At 59.8% G+C, this 19,614-nt stretch carries 15 protein-coding genes, 1 tRNA gene and 1 pseudogene; 5 read left to right on the forward strand and 12 right to left on the reverse strand.

Annotated elements, in window-relative coordinates:
* Nucleotides 1–28 precede the first annotated feature (28 nt).
* Both rimP and H567_RS0107710 read right to left on the reverse strand, forming a co-directional pair.
* Complete coding sequence (gene rimP, locus H567_RS0107705; protein ID WP_028320958.1) at nt 29–496, reverse strand: ribosome maturation factor RimP; 468 nt, start codon at nt 494–496, stop codon at nt 29–31.
* Nucleotides 497–702: 206 nt separating this feature from the next.
* Nucleotides 703–778, reverse strand: a tRNA-Gly gene (locus H567_RS0107710).
* A gap of 331 nt (nt 779–1,109) precedes the next feature.
* On the opposite strand from H567_RS0107710, the gene H567_RS23700 reads away from it, so the two are divergent.
* The 3 genes from H567_RS23700 to prfB all read left to right on the forward strand — a co-directional run bounded on the left by H567_RS23700 (nt 1,110) and on the right by prfB (nt 5,427).
* A complete protein-coding gene (locus H567_RS23700; RefSeq protein ID WP_161626580.1) occupies nt 1,110–1,874 on the forward strand; it encodes a hemolysin family protein in 765 nt (254 codons plus the stop codon).
* Complete coding sequence (gene lnt, locus H567_RS23705; protein ID WP_051184601.1) at nt 1,871–3,475, forward strand: apolipoprotein N-acyltransferase; 1,605 nt, start codon at nt 1,871–1,873, stop codon at nt 3,473–3,475. Before H567_RS23700 ends, lnt begins: the two co-directional genes overlap by 4 nt.
* An 844-nt stretch (nt 3,476–4,319) precedes the next feature.
* Nucleotides 4,320–5,427 (forward strand): peptide chain release factor 2 gene (gene prfB, locus H567_RS23710; protein ID WP_244155440.1). Its coding sequence is split into 2 segments (ribosomal slippage): nt 4,320–4,388 and nt 4,390–5,427, totalling 1,107 coding nucleotides; the frame shifts between segments, so codons are not numbered across the junction.
* Between the two features lie 90 nt (nt 5,428–5,517).
* Here prfB and H567_RS0107735 read toward each other — a convergent pair.
* The 5 genes from H567_RS0107735 to H567_RS0107755 form a co-directional block, all read right to left on the reverse strand.
* Complete coding sequence (locus tag H567_RS0107735; RefSeq protein ID WP_028320960.1) at nt 5,518–7,344, reverse strand: N-acetylmuramoyl-L-alanine amidase; 1,827 nt, start codon at nt 7,342–7,344, stop codon at nt 5,518–5,520.
* Between the two features lie 116 nt (nt 7,345–7,460).
* Nucleotides 7,461–10,067 (reverse strand): DNA mismatch repair protein MutS, encoded by a 2,607-nt coding sequence (mutS, locus tag H567_RS0107740; protein WP_028320961.1) that lies wholly within the window; start codon nt 10,065–10,067, stop codon nt 7,461–7,463.
* Nucleotides 10,068–10,073: 6 nt separating this feature from the next.
* Nucleotides 10,074–11,243, reverse strand: coding sequence for a tetratricopeptide repeat protein (locus tag H567_RS0107745; protein ID WP_028320962.1), 1,170 nt, complete (start codon nt 11,241–11,243; stop codon nt 10,074–10,076).
* Between the two features lie 443 nt (nt 11,244–11,686).
* Complete coding sequence (locus H567_RS0107750) at nt 11,687–12,034, reverse strand: lipopolysaccharide assembly protein LapA domain-containing protein (RefSeq protein WP_028320963.1); 348 nt, start codon at nt 12,032–12,034, stop codon at nt 11,687–11,689.
* Nucleotides 12,031–12,540: an HIT family protein gene (locus H567_RS0107755; RefSeq protein WP_028320964.1), complete on the reverse strand. Its 510-nt coding sequence runs from the start codon at nt 12,538–12,540 to the stop codon at nt 12,031–12,033. The genes H567_RS0107750 and H567_RS0107755 overlap by 4 nt, the downstream gene beginning before the upstream one ends.
* 471 nt (nt 12,541–13,011) lie before the next feature.
* On the opposite strand from H567_RS0107755, the gene H567_RS0107760 reads away from it, so the two are divergent.
* A complete protein-coding gene (locus tag H567_RS0107760) occupies nt 13,012–13,500 on the forward strand; it encodes an FmdB family zinc ribbon protein (protein ID WP_028320965.1) in 489 nt (162 codons plus the stop codon).
* 114 nt (nt 13,501–13,614) lie between these two features.
* Here H567_RS0107760 and H567_RS0107765 read toward each other — a convergent pair whose 3' ends face one another.
* The 5 genes from H567_RS0107765 to H567_RS0107790 all read right to left on the reverse strand — a co-directional run bounded on the left by H567_RS0107765 (nt 13,615) and on the right by H567_RS0107790 (nt 18,866).
* The gene (locus H567_RS0107765; protein WP_028320966.1) at nt 13,615–14,343 is read right to left on the reverse strand and encodes a UPF0280 family protein; all 729 of its coding nucleotides are present in this window, start codon (nt 14,341–14,343) and stop codon (nt 13,615–13,617) included.
* A gap of 3 nt (nt 14,344–14,346) precedes the next feature.
* Nucleotides 14,347–16,542 (reverse strand): SF1B family DNA helicase RecD2, encoded by a 2,196-nt coding sequence (recD2, locus tag H567_RS0107770; protein ID WP_028320967.1) that lies wholly within the window; start codon nt 16,540–16,542, stop codon nt 14,347–14,349.
* A 444-nt stretch (nt 16,543–16,986) separates the two neighbouring features.
* Nucleotides 16,987–17,256, reverse strand: coding sequence for an HU family DNA-binding protein (locus H567_RS0107775; protein WP_028320968.1), 270 nt, complete (start codon nt 17,254–17,256; stop codon nt 16,987–16,989).
* Between the two features lie 200 nt (nt 17,257–17,456).
* A complete protein-coding gene (locus H567_RS0107785; RefSeq protein WP_028320969.1) occupies nt 17,457–18,185 on the reverse strand; it encodes a tRNA lysidine(34) synthetase in 729 nt (242 codons plus the stop codon).
* A 12-nt stretch (nt 18,186–18,197) separates the two neighbouring features.
* The gene (locus H567_RS0107790; RefSeq protein WP_028320970.1) at nt 18,198–18,866 is read right to left on the reverse strand and encodes a YggS family pyridoxal phosphate-dependent enzyme; all 669 of its coding nucleotides are present in this window, start codon (nt 18,864–18,866) and stop codon (nt 18,198–18,200) included.
* A gap of 472 nt (nt 18,867–19,338) precedes the next feature.
* Here H567_RS0107790 and H567_RS0107795 point away from each other — a divergent pair.
* A pseudogene (locus H567_RS0107795) lies at nt 19,339–19,614 on the forward strand (IS110 family transposase); the annotation flags it as partial.

The following is a 19,614-nucleotide window of genomic DNA, read 5'->3' on the forward strand; positions in this document are numbered from 1 at the left end:
CTCCGGAGTTTCAGTGTGAAGGTGGGGGTCAATCGTCAAACTCATAAATAAGGTTCGCCTTGCGCACCACATGCAGGGGGATCTGGAAGGTGTGCTTGTCCACCGCTACCTGCAAGGTGTCTCCGGTGAAGGTTTCGAGCACTCCCTGAAAATTCTTCCTTCCCTCGACAGGGCTCCGGGTGGCGATTCTCACCCTCTTTCCGATTGCCCCTTCAAAATGCTTGGCCTTCCTGAGCGGCCGATCCAGACCCGGCGAGGAGACCTCGAGGACATATTCATGCTCGACGACGTCACGGATATCGAGAAGGTCGCCGATCTCGCGGCTCAGTCTCGCGCAGTCTTCCAGGGTGATTCCGCCCGGCAGATCCACGAATATCCTCAGGATCCAACGACCCCCCTCCTGCAGATATTCGAGATCCACCAACTCACAACCCTGCTCCTGAAGGACCGGATCGATCAGTTCTTCCACGGCCTCTAGGACCTTCTCGGTGGACATGCGCAGTTCCCTGAAAACAAAAAAAACGGGCACACGGGCCCGCTTTAAACGTGCAGACTAGATTGTTCAGCGCTTAATCACATCATCGCGTTCGAAGGTTTAAAGCATGTGAAAAAACGTCACTAGGTCCGCAATTCAAAGTCGTTCCCCTTCCAAACCGGGCAACCAACCTCAAAAAGGGTTCATGGCCCATACAGGGCTAAGGCTGGAGCGGGCAACGGGGGTCGAACCCGCGACACCAAGCTTGGGAAGCTTGTACTCTACCAACTGAGCTATGCCCGCTCAAAACCTCGATCCAGGATATCAGCTATCCTTTGACTCGAAAAGATAGATCATTTGTGAACCTTAGTCAAGCTATATTTTCACATGTTTGTCCCTGTCCAAAAATCTTGACTTCAATCGAAAGCCCATTTAAAATGTGTAGGTAATTTGAGCCGGAAATCCCGCATTTTGCGGTCATCCTGGCATCGGTGCCACGTCTTTTTCAGAGGAGCAGAATAGATCATTGGAAGAACCTCCGGGACAAGGTTTCGTCAGATTTTTCCGCTCATTGTTCCACAAAAAGCACGCCCTCGGGAACCATTCCGACCTTGCGGAAGAGATGCATGGCCTGATGGATGAAGGGCAGGCGAAAGGCCTCATCAGCGACGAAGAGTCGGATATGGTCTTTGGCGTGCTCGAATTGAGGGAGACCAAGGCTCAGTCCATCATGATCCCGCGCATCGAGATCTCCTCCGCCTCGATCGAAGCCACCCTCGGTGAAGTCATCGCACTGGTCAACGCCTGCGGGCACACTCGCATACCTATCCACCGCAACAGCGTCGACGACATCGTCGGCATCCTGCACGCCAAAGATCTGCTTCGTCTTTGGGGACATGACCCGGGGATGCCGCTCCCGCTCGACATCCTGCGCAAGCCTTTTTTCGCTCCCCGCGGACAATTGACAGGAGAGCTGCTCCGCGAGCTGCGCGCCCGCAAGACGCACATGGCGATCTTGACCGACGAGTACGGCGGCACGGCCGGCATCATCACCATCGAGGACATCGTCGAGGAGATCGTCGGCGATATCATGGACGAGCACGACACCGAAGAGCCCCTCTTGAGCGTCCAGGATGACGGCTCGATCCTGGTGGATGCACGGCTCGAAGCCGACGAGATGGCCGACTATCTGAAGGTCGATCTGCCCGAGGGGGATTTCGAATCCGTCGGCGGCCTCGTCATTCAACTCTTCGGCGGAATCCCCGAAAAAGGGGCCTGCATTCCCTTCCATGATTTCGACATCACGGTCAAAGAAGCAGACCAGCGGCGGATCGACAAGGTCCTGATCACCCCCAGAACAACCACGGGGTCCGCTCTGTCGAGCGAGCTCTCCTCGTGATCTCCAGGCATGATTCCTCAAGGGCTGCAAATCAGGCAGCCGGCGCATCCCCGTCTTCCAAGAGCGGCCTTCCGCGTTTCCTGCGCTTTTCCCTGGCCGCTGCGAGCGGGCTGGTCCTCAGTGCCGCCCTGCCGCCCTCGCCCTTTGGCTGGCTCGCGTGGGCGGCGGTCATTCCCCTTTTTTGGGCCGTAGAGGGGCTGGCCCCGGCGGCCGCGTTTCGCATCGGCCTATTCGCCGGCTTCGTCCACTATTTGACGCTTCTGTACTGGATCCTCTTCGTGCTCGGCCACTACGGCGGCCTGCACCCGCTCCTGGCGGTGCCGCCCCTCGTCATGCTGTCCCTGTATCTCGCACTTTACCCCGCCCTTTTTTCCGCTGGGTGGCGCCTGCTGGCCGACCTGCCTGCGGCCGCGTTCTGGGGAGCGGGGTTGTGGACGGTACTGGAGCTGCTCCGCGGCCGGTTGATGAGCGGTTTTCCGTGGTGCCCCCTCGGCGTTTCGCAATTCGAAAACCTTTCCCTGATCCAGATGGCCGACATAGCCGGCACCGGCGGGCTCTCCTTTCTCATCGTGTTCATCAACGTCGCGCTTTACCGTCTGCTCCGTCATCCCCGGACCGCAATGACTCTCCGGGGCGGCGGCGCCTTGCTCATCGGGGTTTTCTTTCTCGGGGCCGCACTCGCTTATGGATTCGTGCGCCTAGATCGGTACGCCGGTCCCGCCGCGAAGAGCGAACAGGGCATCGAGGTCGCCCTCGTGCAGGCCAACATCGATCAATCCCTCAAATGGGACGCGGCCTACCAGGACCGCACCCTCGAACTCTACCGCACCCTGACGAAGAGCGCCACGAAAGAGGCCGCCCGGCTGGTCGTCTGGCCCGAGACCGCTGCGCCCTTCTTTTTCGGCCCGGATCAGGAAGACCTGTCAGAACATATTCGCCAGACGGCCCGCGACGCAGGCGTACCGATCCTCTTCGGAAGCCCGGCCTATGAACGCGACGACGCTCGGACCCGCTATTTCAACCGGGCCTACCTTCTTTCGGGTGAAGGAAGCATGGTCGGATCATACGACAAAGTCCACCTCGTGCCTTTCGGCGAGTATGTCCCTTTGAAGCGGCTTCTCTTCTTCATCGATCGGTTGGTGCCTGCGGCCGGAGATTTCACCGAGGGTCCGGGTCCGCTTCCGATCCGCCACCGGGACCTCGCTCTAGGCGTTCTGATCTGCTTCGAAGCCGTGTTCCCCAAGCTTGCGCGCGAACAGGTCCAAGCGGGCGCGAACCTACTCGTCAACATCACGAACGATGCCTGGTTCGGCCGCTCCAGCGCCCCTTACCAGCACCTCGCCATGTCTGTCTTCCGCGCCGTTGAAAACCGCACCTCCCTTGTCAGAGCGGCCAACACGGGGATCTCCGCTTTTGTCTCCCCCGCGGGCGAAGTCCTTGAACGCAGTCCGATCTTTACGGAAGCGGTGCTGGTCCATAGCGTGCCGCTTGCCGCCGCTCCAGGTGGAACGGTTTATACGCGATGGGGGGACGGTTGGATCGTAGGCCTGGGGGGGATGCTCCTGGTCCGCCTCGCGCTCGCCTGGAGGCGCAGACGCTGAAGAGCGTTTCTTGTCGACGAGTTCGGAGAGGCTCGCCAGACCACTTCCCCGCACAACGATCCTTCCAGCGCAGATACTCGCTTCCATGGATATCGGCAAACCGGAAACCCGCCCGAAGCGCGCGGGACTCAACCCATGCAGCGGTTGAAGGTACCGGGACACGCCCCAGGGGGACCGAACTCCCGCAGGCTGCAAGATACCGCGACATGCCCCGAAAAGATAAGACCGAGCACGCGGAGCATGTGAAGAAAATACCCCAACTCCGCACTCAAAACCGGCGTGCAACGGAAAATCATTTTCGGATGCATCCCCTCCGACATCCTCCGAATCCAGTTTCGACAGCCGCTAACGCGCGGGCTGTTCGAAGCCGCCAGAGAGCCACCCGGAGCCCGAGCTTTCGATGAAACCCCGCAATCATTTGCTTGCATTCGTTTATTCAAAGGTTAAAATAGATCCCATCTGGAAACGGTCTTTTTTGCCAATCTCGGCGTCCATTTGCCCGTTTGCTCGTGCAGCGACCACCAGGCCGTGCGCAGGGACTTGATTTCCTTGATACCGGCCAAACCGGGACCCGCCGCGAAGCGGTGGGACTGAGCACGCGCAGCGTGTGAAGAAAACCCCTCATTTCTGGATTGGAAACCGGATTGCACCGGAAAATCATTTCCTGATGGACTTTGAATGATCGGTTTAAATTCTAGAATGGCCTCCCCTACTCCCGCCACGGGATCCGGGTCCGGAGGGCGATAGGTGCCCGACCCGCCCGCAGGAAGGATGGGGGCGCCTCACGAATCGAGGCGTTCAACGTCTCGATCTTCAATCCCCATACAGGTTCAAGGAGGTTCATATGTCTCAGGAATTGCTTGAAAGAATCGATCAGGTGACGGACAGCTTATACGCGCTGCGAGGTCATCTTTGACTTGGACGCCCGCTCCGAGGCCCTCGCCAAACTGGAGAAGGTCATGGCTATGCCGGACTTCTGGCAGAGGGACCAGGATGAAGTCTCGAATATCACCCAGGAGCGCGCCGCCCTCTCGGAGGTGATCACCCTGTGGGAGCGCTTTGCACGCGAGGCCGAGGAGGCCCGGATCATGGCCGAGATGGCCTTGGAGGAAAAGGACGAAAAGACGCTCAAAGAAGTGGAACGTGATCTCGACGACCTCGAAAAGGAGATCCTCACCCTCGAATTCCAGTCCATCCTCGGCGAACCCGACGACAAGCGCAACGCCATCGTGGCGATCAACGCGGGGGCCGGAGGCACGGAGGCCCAGGACTGGGTCGAGATGCTTTTCAGGATGTATGCCCGCTGGTCCGAACAGAAGGGACTGAAGGTGCAGGTGATCGACTACCTGGAGGGGGAGGAAGCGGGGATCAAGAACATCACCTTCACGGTGCAAGGCCCATACGCCTACGGATACCTCAAGTCCGAACACGGAATCCACCGCATGGTGCGGATCTCCCCCTTCGATGCCACAGGCAGACGTCACACCTCTTTCGCATCGGTTTCGGTCCTGCCCGAGGTCGCTGAAGACATCGTCATCGACATAGACGAAAAGGATCTGCGGATTGACACCTTCCGCGCAAGCGGACCCGGTGGGCAGCACGTCAACAAGACCAGTTCGGCGATCCGGATCACCCATCTGCCTACCAACATCGTGGTGCAGTGCCAGAACGAGAAGTCGCAGCACCGGAACAAGGACATGGCGATGAAGGTCCTTCGCTCGAAGCTTTATGAAATCGAGCGCGAGAAGCAGGAGCAGAAAAAGCACGAGATCCACCATGCACAGAAGGAGATCGCCTGGGGCAGCCAGATCCGCTCCTACGTCTTCAATCCCTACAGACTGGTCAAAGACCACCGTACAAACGCCGAGATCGGCAACGTCGAGAGGGTCATGGACGGCGACATCGATCTCTTCATCGATGCCTATCTGAAACAGGGCAGAACAGCCCGCTGAGCTTCGGCGCCGCCTTCGGGAGCCCGCCCCCGAACGGCGGCGCATCCGCCGCAATCCCGGAGTTTTCGCCCCTTTTCAAAGGCCGTTTCCTCATCCGCCTTTGTAGGCCGCCGTCATTTCCTGCACATAGGATTTGATTCCCGCGCTGATGCCCTGTGCCACACGGTTTTGATACGTCGTGGTAGGCAGCCGTTTCCGCTCCGAGCCGTTCGTGATAAAGCCGATCTCAACCAGGATGGCGGGCATTTGCGCCCCGATCAGGACGTAGAAGGGGGCCTGCTTCACTCCGAGATCCCTGACCTCCTTGTAACCCCGCTTGAGCCGCTGCACCATCCCACCCTGCACCTGATAGGCCAGACGGCTCGATTCGTTGATCTTGGTATTCATCATCAAATCGTTCAGGATGTTCTGCAGGTCGCTGATGCTCTTTTCGGAGGTCGCGTTTTCCCGTGCGGCCACCATCATGGCGTTCTCGTCCAGCGCCATGTTGAGGAAATAGGTTTCGAGACCATGGACACGGCTGTCACGGTGGGCGTTGACGTGGAGGGAGATGAACAGGTCCGCCTTCTCCATGTTGGCGATCGCCGTCCGGCGTTCGAGCGGCAGATAGACATCCTTCGTCCGTGTGAGAATCACTTCACACCCCAATTCTTTCTTGATCTCGGCGGCTAGAACTTTGGCAAGGGAAAGGGTGACGTCCTTCTCTCGCAGGCTCCCGTGTCCAATGCAGCCCGGGTCCTTCCCTCCGTGTCCGGGGTCGATGACAATCCGGTTGACGCCCAGCCCGAGCTGACGGGCCAGCGAAACGGAATCGCTACCGGGTTTTTCGGCCTTGCGCACCCCTTTCTGCACGGCCCTCTGCTTGGCCGGGGCCGAAGTCTTCGGAGCGGCGGCAACAGCCTCTTTTTCCTCCAACCTCTGCACGTCCACAACGATCCTGAAGGGGTCGTAGAGATGGAACACCTTGTAACGCCCCACCTTTTTCATATCCAGGACCACCCGCACGGTATCCTTGTCGTACTGCCCGGCCCGGGCCTTCTGGAGGAGATCGTCCTTGATGGGAATGAGCGGGTTGATTTCAGCCGGTACGACGGCGTTTTCGAGATCGATGTAAAACCGCCGCGGTTTGTTGGCGTCGGGGTCCGCCTTGAGCAGGTGTTCCTGGTACTTGATGGGTGCACTCAAATCCACGACCACACGAGTGTAGCTCGGGGTCGACCAGTGGCGGATATCGGTTACACGGGCCTTCCCAGAAGGGGTCCTCGCAGGTTTCACATCCGGCCCTCCGCCCGTCCGAACGGGGGACTCCTCAGCGGCTGCATCCTCCGCCGTTTGTTTGCCGCCGGTTGCAGAGCTTTCCTGCGCGCTGCTCATCGCCTTGCTGAGCGCATCGAGCCGCTTCGAAGCGTAGGGACGCATATCGCCGTCCGGGTAGCGGATCGTGACCTTCAAATATTCCAGGTAGGCCTGAGTGAGGTCTTTTCGCTGGTTTTCATAGATATCCGCCATGCCGAAAAGCGCATCGTCCGCCAAACGATGTTCCGGATATTGATCCAGGAGGCGCTGAAAAAGTTTGAGAGCCTCCTCGATATCGGAAGGCAGGCGTGAGACCTCGAACATGTCACGGTAGAGCCTCGCCGCATGATAGAGGGCCCAGGCCGACTCGTCCTTGTCCGGGTAAAGGGTGTAAATCCGGGAATAGGTTTCGATGCACCCCAGCCAGTTCTCACGGAATTTCTTCTTTCCGGGGGATTGAAGCAGACTTTTGCGGCAGGCGTCCCCTGATTGAAGCAGGGCCTGCGCCGACGGAAGAGCCGCCCGCGCCGCCCGCCCGCCTTCAAAGAAGGCCAAGCCCGGCAGGAGGAAGCCCATCAGCAGCATGATCCGGATAAGCCTGATTGTCTTGCCCTTTTTCACAAAGGACCTCGAGTCGACGTCGCACCGCGTCTCCGCGGACTTGCCCTTGCACGCCGAACATAAGCGTTTCGGCTGGAAAACGAAGCCGGTCGGGCTCCTTTTTTCCAGGCACCGGTTTATAGTTGATTGATGTATTCCTGCAGTTTGTTTAGTTCCAGCATAGCCTCGAGAGGGGTCATGGCAGAGAGATCCAGCTTGCGTATCCAATCGTTCAACTTCGCATCGCCTTGCGCGAACAGATGCAGCTGAGCGGCCTTTTCATCCCGTCGCCGGTTTCTGGAGCGGGCGATTCGAGGTCTCCCGATCTCGTCGAGTTCCCTGCCCTCCAGATTTTCCAGGATTTCCTTCGCTCTTTCAAGAACGCTTTCAGGCAGACCCGCGATGCGCGCCACCTGAATGCCGTAGCTGCGGCTGGCCCCGCCGGGGGCCAGTTTGCGCAAAAAGATGATCCGGTCGTTCCACTCCCTCACCGCGATCGTCAAGTTGCTTGCGCGGGGCTTCGCAGCACAGAGATCGGTCAGCTCGTGATAATGGGTTGCAAACAGCGTTCTGACCCCCTGCCCGGCCCTGTCGTGAAGCGCCTCGGCAACCGCCCAGGCGATGCTCAACCCGTCGTAGGTACTGGTGCCCCGGCCGATCTCGTCCAGGACCACCAGGCTCCGTGGGGTGGCATGCCGGAGGATATTGGCCGTCTCGGTCATCTCCACCATGAAGGTGCTCTGCCCCCTCGCCAGATCGTCTGATGCCCCGACCCGCGTAAAGATGCGGTCGACAAGACCGATGACCGCCTTTTCGGCGGGCACGAAGCTGCCCATCTGCGCCATGAGCACCGTAAGCGCCGTTTGACGGAGGATGGTCGACTTCCCCGCCATATTCGGGCCGGTGATGATCAGAAGCTGCCGGGATTCATCGTCCATATGGATGTCGTTCGGGACGAAGTCCTCGTCCCGGACGGTCTGCTCGATCACGGGGTGGCGGCCTTCCGTAATCTCGATCGATGTCCCCTCGTCAATGACCGGGCAGCAGTAGTGATATTTTTCGGCGGTCTCGGCCAAACCGGCAAGGGCGTCCAGTTCGGCGATCAGCAAGGCCGCGGTCTTGATCCGTTGATGGTGGCAGGCAACCCGCGCGCGCACCTCCTCGAAAAGTTCGAACTCGAGGGCGATCCGGCGCTCCTCCGCGCCGAGCACCTGCTCTTCCATCTCCTTCAGTTCAGGCGTCACATACCGCTCCCCGTTGGCGAGCGTCTGCTTGCGGATGTAGTCGTCCGGAACCAGGTGAAGGTTGGCCTTCGAGACCTCGATGTAGTAACCGAAAACCCGGTTAAACCCCACCTTGAGGCTCGCGATGCCGGTGCGCTCCTGTTCGCGCGATGCAAAACGTGCGATCCAGCCTTTGCCGTCGCGCGCCAGGGAGATCAGCCGGTCGAGTTCCGCGTGGTACCCCTCGCGGATCAGTCCGCCCTCCTTGAGCCCGGCGGGAGGCTCGTCGTGGATGGCCTCCCCGATGAGCGCGGCGACATCCTCGAGGGGGTCGAGCCCCTCGGCCATCCGCGCCACCTTCTCGCAAACCGCGCCTTCCAGACGCGCTTTGAGCCCCGGGAGCAGGTCGAGCGACTGTCTGAGACTCAAGAGATCGCGGGCATTGGCCCGTCCCATCGCCACGCGCCCGTTCAGGCGCTCCACATCGTACATCCGCTCCAACTGCTCCCTTGCGCCGGCTCGCTCGAAGGGTCCCTCACGGAAAAACGCTACGGCCGACAAACGCTCGCGGATCGGCTCGGGCCGAATGAGCGGATACGCGATCCAGCGTCTGAGAAGTCTCGAGCCCATGGGCGTCACGGTACGGTCCAGAATCTGGAAGAGTGAGCCTTTCTCCGATTGCCTCCGCATGGTCTTGAGCAGTTCGAGGTGGCCGATCGTCGCCTCATCCAGGAACATGTAATCCCCCAGATGATATCGGACAAGCTCCTTGATGTGCTCCGGATGCCCTTTGTGGATCTCCCTCAGATAATGAACCAAGGCTCCGGCGGCCGTAATCCCGGCGCTCAGACCCTCGCAGCCGAACCCGTCCAGGGACGAGGCCTCGAATTGAGCCTTCAGGAGATCTGCAGCCCTGGACGGGTCAAAGCTGTCGGTCGTCAGCGCTTCGACCCGATAGCGGGAGCTGAACAGCAGATCCGGTTCAGGCGTGCCTTCCGGCATCACCACCTCGGCCGGGGCGATCCGGGCGATTTCGTCCATGACCTGCCTCGGGGAGGCGGATTCGGTAACCCTGAATTCGCCCGTCGACAGGTCCGTGTAGGCCAGCCCGTAGACGTCCCCCTCGGCGCTCAAGGCCGCCATGAAAAGATTGGCGGATCGGTCCAGTTCCTCCTGTTCCAGGATGGAGCCCGGTGTGACGAGGCGCACGACCTCCCGCTTCACGATGCCTTTTGCGAGCCGCGGGTCCTCCATCTGATCGCAAACCGCCACTTTGAAACCGTTTTGGACCAGTTTTGCGATATATCCCCGCGCCGCATGGTGCGGAACGCCGCACATCGGCACCTTCTCTCCCTGGTATGTGCCCCGGTTGGTCAAGGTGATGCCGAGGGCGCGGGAGGCCTTCAAGGCGTCGTCGAAAAACATCTCGTAAAAATCGCCCATCCGGAAAAACAAAATGGCATCCGGGTATTGGCCCTTGATGCCTGTGTATTGCTGGAGCATCGGCGTCATGTGAGACATCGATATCTATGGATGAGGATCACCGTTGACGGCCACCGGATCGGGCGCTCCGCTCTGGATGGCAACCGTCTGTTTGCGCCGGTTGTCCACGGGCCTGATGCTGTCCCAGTACCTGCATTGCGGGCATTGCCACAGCAGTTCTTTCGGCTCGAAGCCGCAGCGCTCGCATTGGAAGGAGAGGAAAGGCAGGGTCAGAAGATCCAGAAGCCTCTCGTATTCGGCAAGCGCCTCTTCGCTCCGCCCTTCATCCAGAAGAAGCCGTCCTTTGAAACGCCGCGCCTCCCAGAGAGACGGGTTCAGATCCAAAGCCTTCTCGGTTTCCGCGAGGGCGGCAGCGCCGTCCTTTTCAGCGTGAAAATAGCGCGCCAGGGCCATGTGCCCGAAGGCATCCGGCCTTTTATCGACGCATTCCTTCAAAAAATCCCCGATGGGTTTCAGGTTTTCCATCCTGGAGCAGGCGCGCTCGAGCCGGTTGTAGCACAGGAACAAGAATTCAGGCGCCACGTCGAAGATCTTTTTCCATATCGCAAACGCCTTTTTGTACTCCTCGCGGCCGAAATACAGGTCACCCAGGTGAAGGTAGGCGTCGACGCAGGCCTTGTGAGCGCTCAGGGCCTTGTTGTAGGCGCTCTTGGCGCGGTGGTAATCCCCCTGCTCCTGATAGACCTTGCCCGCTTCGACGAGGTGATGCGCGAGGATGTGGCCCTGGTCTTCGCGCATCCACTTAGCGATCCTCTGGCGGATGTTGTAGGCCTTTTCCCAGTCGCGCAGCTCTTCGTAGATCCTCTCGATCTCCTGGAGATTCTCGAGATTGCCGGGGTCTTTGTGCGCAACCTCCAGGAAGGTCTTGAGCGCCCTGTTCAAAAAGCCGCCCTTCCGGTAATCCAACCCGAGATCATAGAGGGCGCGCAGTCTGATCGGTTCATCGACGTTGGGCCTCAGCATGATGCTCTGGCGGATGCGTATGGCGCGGTCGATGTCGCCCTTCGAACGGTAGAGATTCCCCAGCGCGACATAAGTCTCGATGGTGTCGGAGTTGACTTTGACGGATTTCGTGAACTCCTCGATGGCATGATCCTGGTCATTGGACAGGATGTACTGGATCCCTTTGAAGAAGGCCGGGTCTTCCTTCTCCTTCTTAAGCCGCCTGTCCTTTCTCGATCGCCAGAATCCCATACCCGCAATCACTCCTCCCACCAAGACCGTCGCAGCGAAGAAAAGCGGTTTTCCTTCCGTCGACACCGCCAACCCATCTTAAAACGCATCGAACAAACCCGTCCTTTTTCAAGGAGATCAGCGCACCCCTCATTGAAGCCGGCGCGGAGTTCACAAAGCATTCAGGCCCGGGCCTGACGTTCCCAGCCAAAGATCGCTCCGATGGGAACCGTATTCACAGACCACAGGAACCCCCGTGCAGGCACCGTGATCGTACGCATCGGTGTCTATCCTCGGTTCAGAACCACGGCTGGGCGGTCCCCCTGGAGAGCGGGTCCCCCTGAGCGCCGGGCACCGTTCCACGCAGACGAGCTCGGGGCGATAAACACTCGCATTTCCGGCGCTGCGCCTGCGTCCGTCGATAGCCTGGACACTCCCTGCGCAGCGGTCGGCCAGCCGGCATGTCAGGGGAGTTCCCCGCCCTCCTGGTTAGGCACCACCTCGCTGGTTACCGGGAGGTTCCGAAGGGTGTTCAACTCTTCGTCCTTTTGCTTTCCCTGACGAACCAGTGTCTTGATCTCTCTGCGAAGCCGAAAACGTTCGACCGCACCGTAGAGCCCGGCGATCAGAATCCCGATCAAAAAGCTGATGACCGCTACGACGTAAAGGGAGAGAGGGGAAGTCTGCCCGCTCCAGAATTTGAGATCCAGTTTGAACTGCACCTGCGTCGAGAGTGCCGGGTGATTCTGCACCGCCACGATGACAACCAGCAACAGAACGAGAATGATGATCAAGGCCCTCAGATGTTTCATACCTCACCTCCTGCGGGGGTTTTCAAGCGGTTGAAATACGGCAGCAGCTTTTCATAAGTGGCCTGCAGGTGCTCCGGTATTACCCTCACTTCTCCAATCACGGTCATATAGTTGGTGTCTCCGTTCCATCTCGGCACGATATGGAAGTGCATGTGCTCTTCGACACCAGCGCCTGCCACGCGACCCAGGTTGAGCCCGACATTGAATCCGTCGGGGTGCATCATCGATTTGAGAATCCCCATCGTCGCGCGCACCATCTCCATGACCGCCAGCATTTCACCCGGTTCGAGCCCATCCAGATTCGGCACGTGCCGTACCGGCGCCACCAGCAAATGGCCGTTTACATAGGGGTACTTGTTCATCAAAACGAGGACCGTCTGATCGACGTAGAGCATCAGCCGCTCCGCATCCATCGAACGGTCCTCACCCGGGCAGAATATGCATCCCTCGTACTTGTCGTTCCCCAGGATATACGTCATCCGCCATGGCGCCCACAACACATCCATAATGCCCCCTGAACATTCGTTTCCCCAGGCTTTCGCCTCCCACCGCTGCCGCAGCGGGGAACAGAATCCTTCCTCTTCCGATCCAGGATAAGGGAGTGCAGACCCGGCGCCTCCGTTGGACCAGCCTGAAAGGCCTGCGAAGCCGTTCCGGATTGCCCTCCAGGTCCGAGATCTCGCAAAGAACCAGGCAAAAGAGTATAACAAGCAAGGGAGAAAAGACAAGGTGAAATCTGACGGCATCGAAACGGTTGACGTCCACGGCCCTCGTTCATATATTGAATTCCGACCGGAACAACGCGCCTTTTCCCGGACGTCCTGCGGAGCGTCGCCCTAGGCGGAGGCTGCGTCGGAGTGCGCGGAGGCCTCGCCGCGGCAGTTCCGGAGTGGTCGACGGCTTTTTCGCCTGGAGAAACCCCGGGCCGTGCGGTTGTTCCCTTGATCGCTACAAACGATTCGAACGGAGGACTATCTGTGCCGATCTACGAGTTTTACTGTCCCAAATGCCACATGATCTTCAACTTCTTCTCGCGAAGCGTCAACACGGAGAAGCGCCCCGCCTGCCCAAGGTGCCGGACCCCGAACCTGGACCGGCGGATGTCCGTCTTCGCCTTTTCCCGCAATCGGCCGGAGGAAGAGGACACCCCCATGCCCGACCTCGATGAGAGCAAAATGGAACAGGCCATGGAGATGCTCGCCCGCGAAGTCGACCATGTGGATGAGGAGGATCCGCGCCAGGCTGCGGCTTTGATGCGAAAGCTGAGCGACTTGACCGGCCTCAACCTCGGACCGGGGATGGAGGAGGCCATCCGGCGCATGGAAGCGGGCGAAGACCCCGACCAGATCGAAGCGGAGATGGGTGATCTTCTGGAGCAGGAAGACCCTTTTTCCTTCAAGGAAAAGGCCGCCCGGATCGCCCGCTCGCTTCCCCCCCGCGTGGACGAGACCCTTTACGATCTCTGAGGCGCCCGAGGCGGGAAGACACCGCTTCCAGTTAAGCGCACCCTCACCCTCCCCCGGGAAGAAGATCACGGGAGAGGGCGGCCAAAACCCCGCCATAGGCTGATGCAAGGCGTTTTATAGGGCCAGGAGCTCGAACTCGCCCCAACTGGCAAGCCGGTCCTTCAGGATCAGTACTCCGCCAAGGATGCCGGGCATGCCGGAGGCCTCACGCGCAGCGCAGGCCAGATCCGCCGATTTGACCAGGCGGTTTCCGAGGGCTGTTGCAGCCGCATCGGCAAGGGCGGCCGATCGGCACACGATGCAGACGGCGTCGCTCTCCCCCAGGCTGAGGGAATGTCCAACGCTGCCCGAAGAGGTGCATACGCCCAGGGGCATCCGCTCGGATGGGACCCTGATGCCCACCCGCCCGCTCAGAGGCGATTTGCCGGCGTAGATGGCGACGGTGGCATCCCGCTGCGTTGCCAGAAAGATGTCTCCGCCGTTTTCCACGATCACCTGCGGACTGAACTCGAGGAGGCCTTCGCCCACGTATTGCGCGACCGCGCCTGCCACGGCCGCCATCGGGCCGACCCCGGCCGCCCTCCCCGCCCTCAGCATGACCTTGACGAGCGGCGGGGCGAACATGTCTTCCTTCTGGGGCAGCAGGGCATCCAAAAACTCCGGGTGCTCCGAGATATGGGACTCGATCTGACGCCGCGCCTCCAGGACGAGGCTGCGCGTCTCCTCGGGGAGCGGGCTCTCCGCCTGCACCCAGAGGTCGGTCTGCCTGACCGCCACACCGAAGGACGTCAATCCCTTCGCCCTCGCCTTCAGACGGTAATCTCGCGGCTCGGAAGGGCTCATCGCCTACTCCCCCCGCCTGTTCCGGATCAACCGGTTGACAAGGTCGCTGTAACGCCTTTGGGTGCGGTCATTCCGGACCGCCATGGCAAGCGCCCTCCGGCTGCCGATCAGGATCGCCAGTTTGCGGGCGCGCGTCACCCCCGTATAGATGAGATTGCGCTGAAGCATCATGTAGTGCTGGGTCAGCACCGGCAGGATGACGGCCGCGTACTCGGAGCCCTGCGCCTTGTGAACGGAAATGGCGTAGGCCAGCACGACCTCTTCGAGGTCTCCGAAATCGTACGTGACCCTCCGTCCGTCGTAAAGGATCCAGACCTCCTGGTTCTCGCGGTCGATCCGTTCGATGAACCCGAGGTCGCCGTTGTAAACATCCCGGTCGTAGTCGTTCCGGATCTGCATGACTTTGTCCCCCACCCTCAGGGAGCGGCTGCCCCAAACCAGGGTGTCGCCTTTCGGGTTGAGGGCGTTCTGCAGATTCAGGTTCAGATTGGATGCCCCGACAATCCCTTTGTGCATAGGGGTGAGCACCTGAATCTCCTCCCGCCGGTCCAATCCGAAACGCTCCGGGATTCTTTTGCCGACCAGTTCGATGATCAGGCGCAGGACCTCCTCGGGTTCCTCCTGTTCGATGAAATAGAAATCCTCGGGCACTCCCCTTCCCAGGTTTCTCACGGGCATCTTACCATCGTGGATCCGGTGGGCATTGACCACGATGAGGCTTTGACTGGCCTGGCGGAAGATCTCCTTCAGCGTGATGACCTTGACCACCCCGGACTGGATCATTCCCTGAAGGGGATACCCGGGACCCACGGGCGGCAACTGGAACATATCCCCCACCAGGATGAGGGTGGCTGAAGGCGGAACCGCCTTCAGAAGATGATGCATCAGGACCAGGTCGATCATGGAGGCCTCGTCCACAATCAGCAGATCGCAGTCCAGCGGGTTTTCCGCGTTCTTCTGAAACGCTCCCTTCCCCGGCGCAAACGAGAGCAGGCGGTGAATGGTTTTCGCCTCCATGCCCGTTGCCTCGGCAAGACGCTTCGCCGCCCTGCCCGTCGGGGCCGCCAGAAGGATCCGCGCGCCCTTACGGGTGAAGATCTTGACGATGGCGTTGACGATGGTGGTCTTTCCGGTCCCCGGTCCGCCGGTGATGATCAACAAAGGGTTCAGCAGGGCCGCCTGCACCGCTTCCCGCTGCTTTTCGGCCAGCGTGATGCCCGCGAGTTTCGCTTCTACCCACTCGAGGGCCTTGCCCGGGTCCACCCCGCGCCAGGACCTCTCCCCGCAGGTGAATTCCAGGATTCGCCTCGAAACCGCCGTCTCGCAAAAATGAAGCGCCGCCGGATAAACCTTGCTATCCGCCTTCTGGAGCGATCCCGCCGCCTCGCTGCCTTCGTCGACGACAATCTGCTTTTCGCCTACCGCTCCAACCAGCGCCCGGTCGAGAATCTCATCCTCGACCCCCAGGATCTCGCGGCACTTATCCATCAACGCACCCAGCGGATAATAAACGTGCCCTTCCTCTGAGGCCTTCTGCAGCACATACACGATCCCCGCATGCGCCCGCAGCGTGGAATTTCTGGCAAACCCGAGCTTCTCGGCGATCCGGTCGGCCGTGATGAACCCGATCCCCGTTATGTCCGTCGCGAGCCGATAGGGGTTCTCTTCGATCACCTGTACGGCGCGTCCGCCGTAGGCCTTCCAGATCCGGGTGGCATAGGCGCTGCTCACCCCATGCTCCTGGAGGAAGATCATGACCTGCCGGATTTCCTTCTGGTCGTTCCAGGCACGCCGAATCATCTCGATCCGCTTCGGGCCGATCCCTGGAACCGCGGCTAAACGCCCGGCATCCTGATCGATCACCTCCAGAGTCTTCTCCCCATGGACGTTTACGATCCGCCTGGCCATAACCGGGCCGATGCCCTTGATCAGTCCGGAGCCCAGGTACCGCTCGATGCCGTAGAGCGTCGCCGGGGTGTGGGTGCTGTAATGCTCGACCTTGAACTGGCGGCCATAACGCGGGTGATTGCCCCAAGCGCCCCTCATCTTGAGGATCTCCCCGGGGGTCGGCGCCATCAAATTCCCTACGACGGTCACGAGTTCCCGTTCTCCGCGCACCTTCATCTGCACGACCGAATACCCGTTCTCCGCGTTCGAATAGGTGACCCGCTCGATCCTGCCCTGAAGTTCACACGCCATCCGGGCTCCCCTTCCCGTCCTTTCCATGCCAAGCGCGCCGGTTTGAGCGGAGCGAACCTCGTCCCGGGCCGGCCTCTTTCCTGACTGCCTTCCATCTGGAGAGGTTCTTTTTGGCCGATTTCGGCATCGATCTGCACCGCTGCCCGTGCGGCGGCGTGCAGGGCGCCTCCCCGCACCAGACGCCTGTTTTCTTGATATCAGAGAAAAAGAGACTTCGCCCGATAATGAGCAGGCATCGCAAACCCATCGTCCCAGAATGGATATTATATGATTTATTTAGTTTTTACAATGTGTTTGGAGATATATGAAGCATCGGAGCCAAGCAACAAAAAAGCCCTATCAGGAGCATCCTCCCAACAAGGCCGGTTGAACAGTTCGGTGAATCACAGAACCCGGCTCGCCCTTAACGCCTTTCCAAAAGGGTTGGCCAACCCCGGACGGTGATCAGCTCACAGCGTCCTTCAGCGATTTGCCCGGAACAAATTTCGGAACGCTTCTGGCCGGTATGTCGATCGTTGCACCGGTCTGGGGGTTTCTTCCCTGCCTGGCCGGCCTTTCGTCCACCTTGAAGGTCCCGAAACCGATCAGGGTGACCTTTTCCTTTTGCTGAAGGGCCTCTGTGATCGACCCGAAAACCGCGTCTACGGCTTTCATGGCGTCTTTTTTGCTGCCAAGCACCTGCGCTACCTCGTTGACCAAATCACCTTTGTTCATCTCTTTCCTCCCTTTTTGAAGTTGTCGAACTCCGATGAAACCACTCTGTTGCTGGTGATAATCCAATCCGGCCAGCATTTCAATAGAAAAATCTCGTCAGGCGGGGGCTTGAAGCCCTTCCGAGAAGAATTTCCGGCGCATTTCCCCCCCCTGATAGGCACCTGCTTCGTCCTGAAGGATCCGTCCAGGGTCGAAACCGATCAGGACGCGGGCGGCAGGTAGTCCACCCTGACATTGTGAAGCGCATGGAAGATGTTCCCCTTGATCTTCCTGTTCGCGCGCTGCAGGGCGGCCAGAAGCTCCTTGATCTCTCGCCGCTTCGAGGAGCCGGCGCTCGGACAGGCGAGCTCGACCCGAGGCCAGCCCATCTCACGGGCGTAGCGTGAGAGGTGGGTCTCCGGCACCTCATAGAGCGGCCGGATCACCGTAATCCGGCCGTCGAAGAATCTCTGGACGGGGAGCATGGTGCTGATGGAGCCCCCGTAAAAGAGATTCAGCAGGAATGTCTCGATCACATCGTCCCTGTGATGCCCGAAGGCCAGCAGGTTGCAGCCGAGTTCCCCGGCGGCGTCGAAGAGGATCTTGCGCCGCAGCCGCGCGCAGAGAAAGCACGGATTCTCGAGGTTCTCAGGGCTGTGCGCGCGCGGCCCGATGTCCGTCCGGATGATCCGGTGTTCAAAATCATGCCCCACAAAGAAATCCCTCAGCATCCCGGCCGAATCCCCGCCGAAGCCCGGGTCGACATGCACCGCGGTCAGGCGGTATGAAATGGGGACCCGTTTCAGGCGCTCTCTCAGCAACCACAAGACCGCCATGCTGTCTTTCCCCCCGGAAACAGCCACGAGAACATGGTCTCCGTCCTTCAGCATCGCTTGCCGATGCACCGCCCGGCCCATCAGCCGCACCACCTCTTTGCGGGCGTACCCCACGAAAAAACCCCTCTATGGCTTGTTGCACGAAGGGCGCTCCCCGAACAGGGCCGTCCCGATCCTCACCAGATTCGCACCCTCTTCGATCGCCACCCGGTACGAATCGGACATCCCCATGGAAAGATAGCGCATCTCCACATGTGGAAGCGAGAGAGAGCGGATCTGCTCGAAAAGCTCCCGGGTCCGCCTGAAGTAGGGCCGAAGGGACTCCGGGTCGTCCAGTAAAGGCCCCATGGTCATGAGACCCATCACCCGGATATGAGGAAAATCGGCGAGCCCCTGGATCAATTCAAGCGCTTCGCCGGGCAGCACCCCATGCTTCTGGGGCTCCTCCCCGCTGTTGATCTCGATCAGCACCGGCATGAGCTTCCCCTCCTTCTCCGCGGCCCGGTCGACGGCCTGCGCCAGATTCAAGGAATCCAGGGTCTCGATCATGTCGAAAAGCTTCACGGCCTTCTTGGCCTTGTTCGACTGCAGATGACCGATCAGGTGCCATTTCACCCGCTCACCGACCGCCTCCCGCGCCCGTTCAGCCTCCTGCACATAGTTCTCGCCCACGATCGCGAGGCCCGCCGAGACCGCATCGAGGACCTCCGCAGGGGTCCTCGTCTTGGCAGCGCCTACAAGCATGACGTCCGGGGGCAGTTCATTCAGGATGCGTTTGACATTCTCCTGGATCATCGGCTTATCCCTTTCGGGGGCGTCCCTCTCAAAACAGCCCTTCGCCTGCAAAAAGCGTTTCACATGACTGCATCGGGCATCTCCGCTGCATTCCGCCTGGAAAGAGCGCTCCCGCCTGTGCTCAAAAACAGCTCCCGGCGAACAAGGCCTCACGCCTTTCCTGGAAAACAGCCTGAGCGGAAAAAAGCGTCCTGCCTTTTCTCCAGAGCGAAACGGAAGGGATGAACCCTCCCGCCCCTCTGGAAAACCAGTTCTCCGACACCTCGGTTTATAGGGATACCGCAACTTTCGCCCCCTGTAAAGCCAAGAACCATCCGGATAGACGCTTCCGAGGCCGGCCCCCGGAGTGGAGAACGCCGAATATCGTCCTCCTCTTGACAGAGTTACGGTGCTGGGTTAGATCATATGAAACGGGCTGGTCCGGGGTGTAAAATACACCCCAGCCAAGAAATCCAAAACGGAGGACCAGCCCATGAAAAAAGTAGCGTATGTCGGTGTAGATTACCACATGAATTCTCTTTCGATCGCCGTAGTGGTCGAGGGTGAGAAGCGGATTCACCAGATGATCCGCTTGGCGAACGATGACAAGGTAATCGCGAAGTATTTCAAGAAACTGTCTGCCGAGTTTGAAATTCGGGCCTGCTATGAAGCCTCCTGTAGCGGCTATGCGTTTCAGCGAAAAATGAAAAACTGGGGTTATGCGTGTGAAGTGATCGCACCAGCGTTGATTCCTCGTAAGGCAGGGAAC

The sequence above is a fragment of the Desulfatiglans anilini DSM 4660 genome (assembly GCF_000422285.1).
Lineage (GTDB): Bacteria > Desulfobacterota > DSM-4660 > Desulfatiglandales > Desulfatiglandaceae > Desulfatiglans > Desulfatiglans anilini.

What these genes read in the sequence shown, in the direction of transcription:
- rimP (WP_028320958.1), bottom strand. Translation starts at nt 496, where the DNA reads ATGTCCACCGAGAAGGTCCTAGAGGCCGTGGAAGAACTGATCGATCCG.
- H567_RS23700 (WP_161626580.1), top strand. Translation starts at nt 1,110, where the DNA reads ATGGATGAAGGGCAGGCGAAAGGCCTCATCAGCGACGAAGAGTCGGAT.
- mutS (WP_028320961.1), bottom strand. Translation starts at nt 10,067, where the DNA reads ATGTCTCACATGACGCCGATGCTCCAGCAATACACAGGCATCAAGGGC.
- H567_RS0107745 (WP_028320962.1), bottom strand. Translation starts at nt 11,243, where the DNA reads ATGGGATTCTGGCGATCGAGAAAGGACAGGCGGCTTAAGAAGGAGAAG.
- H567_RS0107750 (WP_028320963.1), bottom strand. Translation starts at nt 12,034, where the DNA reads ATGAAACATCTGAGGGCCTTGATCATCATTCTCGTTCTGTTGCTGGTT.
- H567_RS0107755 (WP_028320964.1), bottom strand. Translation starts at nt 12,540, where the DNA reads ATGGATGTGTTGTGGGCGCCATGGCGGATGACGTATATCCTGGGGAAC.
- H567_RS0107765 (WP_028320966.1), bottom strand. Translation starts at nt 14,343, where the DNA reads ATGAGCCCTTCCGAGCCGCGAGATTACCGTCTGAAGGCGAGGGCGAAG.
- recD2 (WP_028320967.1), bottom strand. Translation starts at nt 16,542, where the DNA reads ATGGCGTGTGAACTTCAGGGCAGGATCGAGCGGGTCACCTATTCGAAC.
- H567_RS0107775 (WP_028320968.1), bottom strand. Translation starts at nt 17,256, where the DNA reads ATGAACAAAGGTGATTTGGTCAACGAGGTAGCGCAGGTGCTTGGCAGC.
- H567_RS0107790 (WP_028320970.1), bottom strand. Translation starts at nt 18,866, where the DNA reads ATGATCCAGGAGAATGTCAAACGCATCCTGAATGAACTGCCCCCGGAC.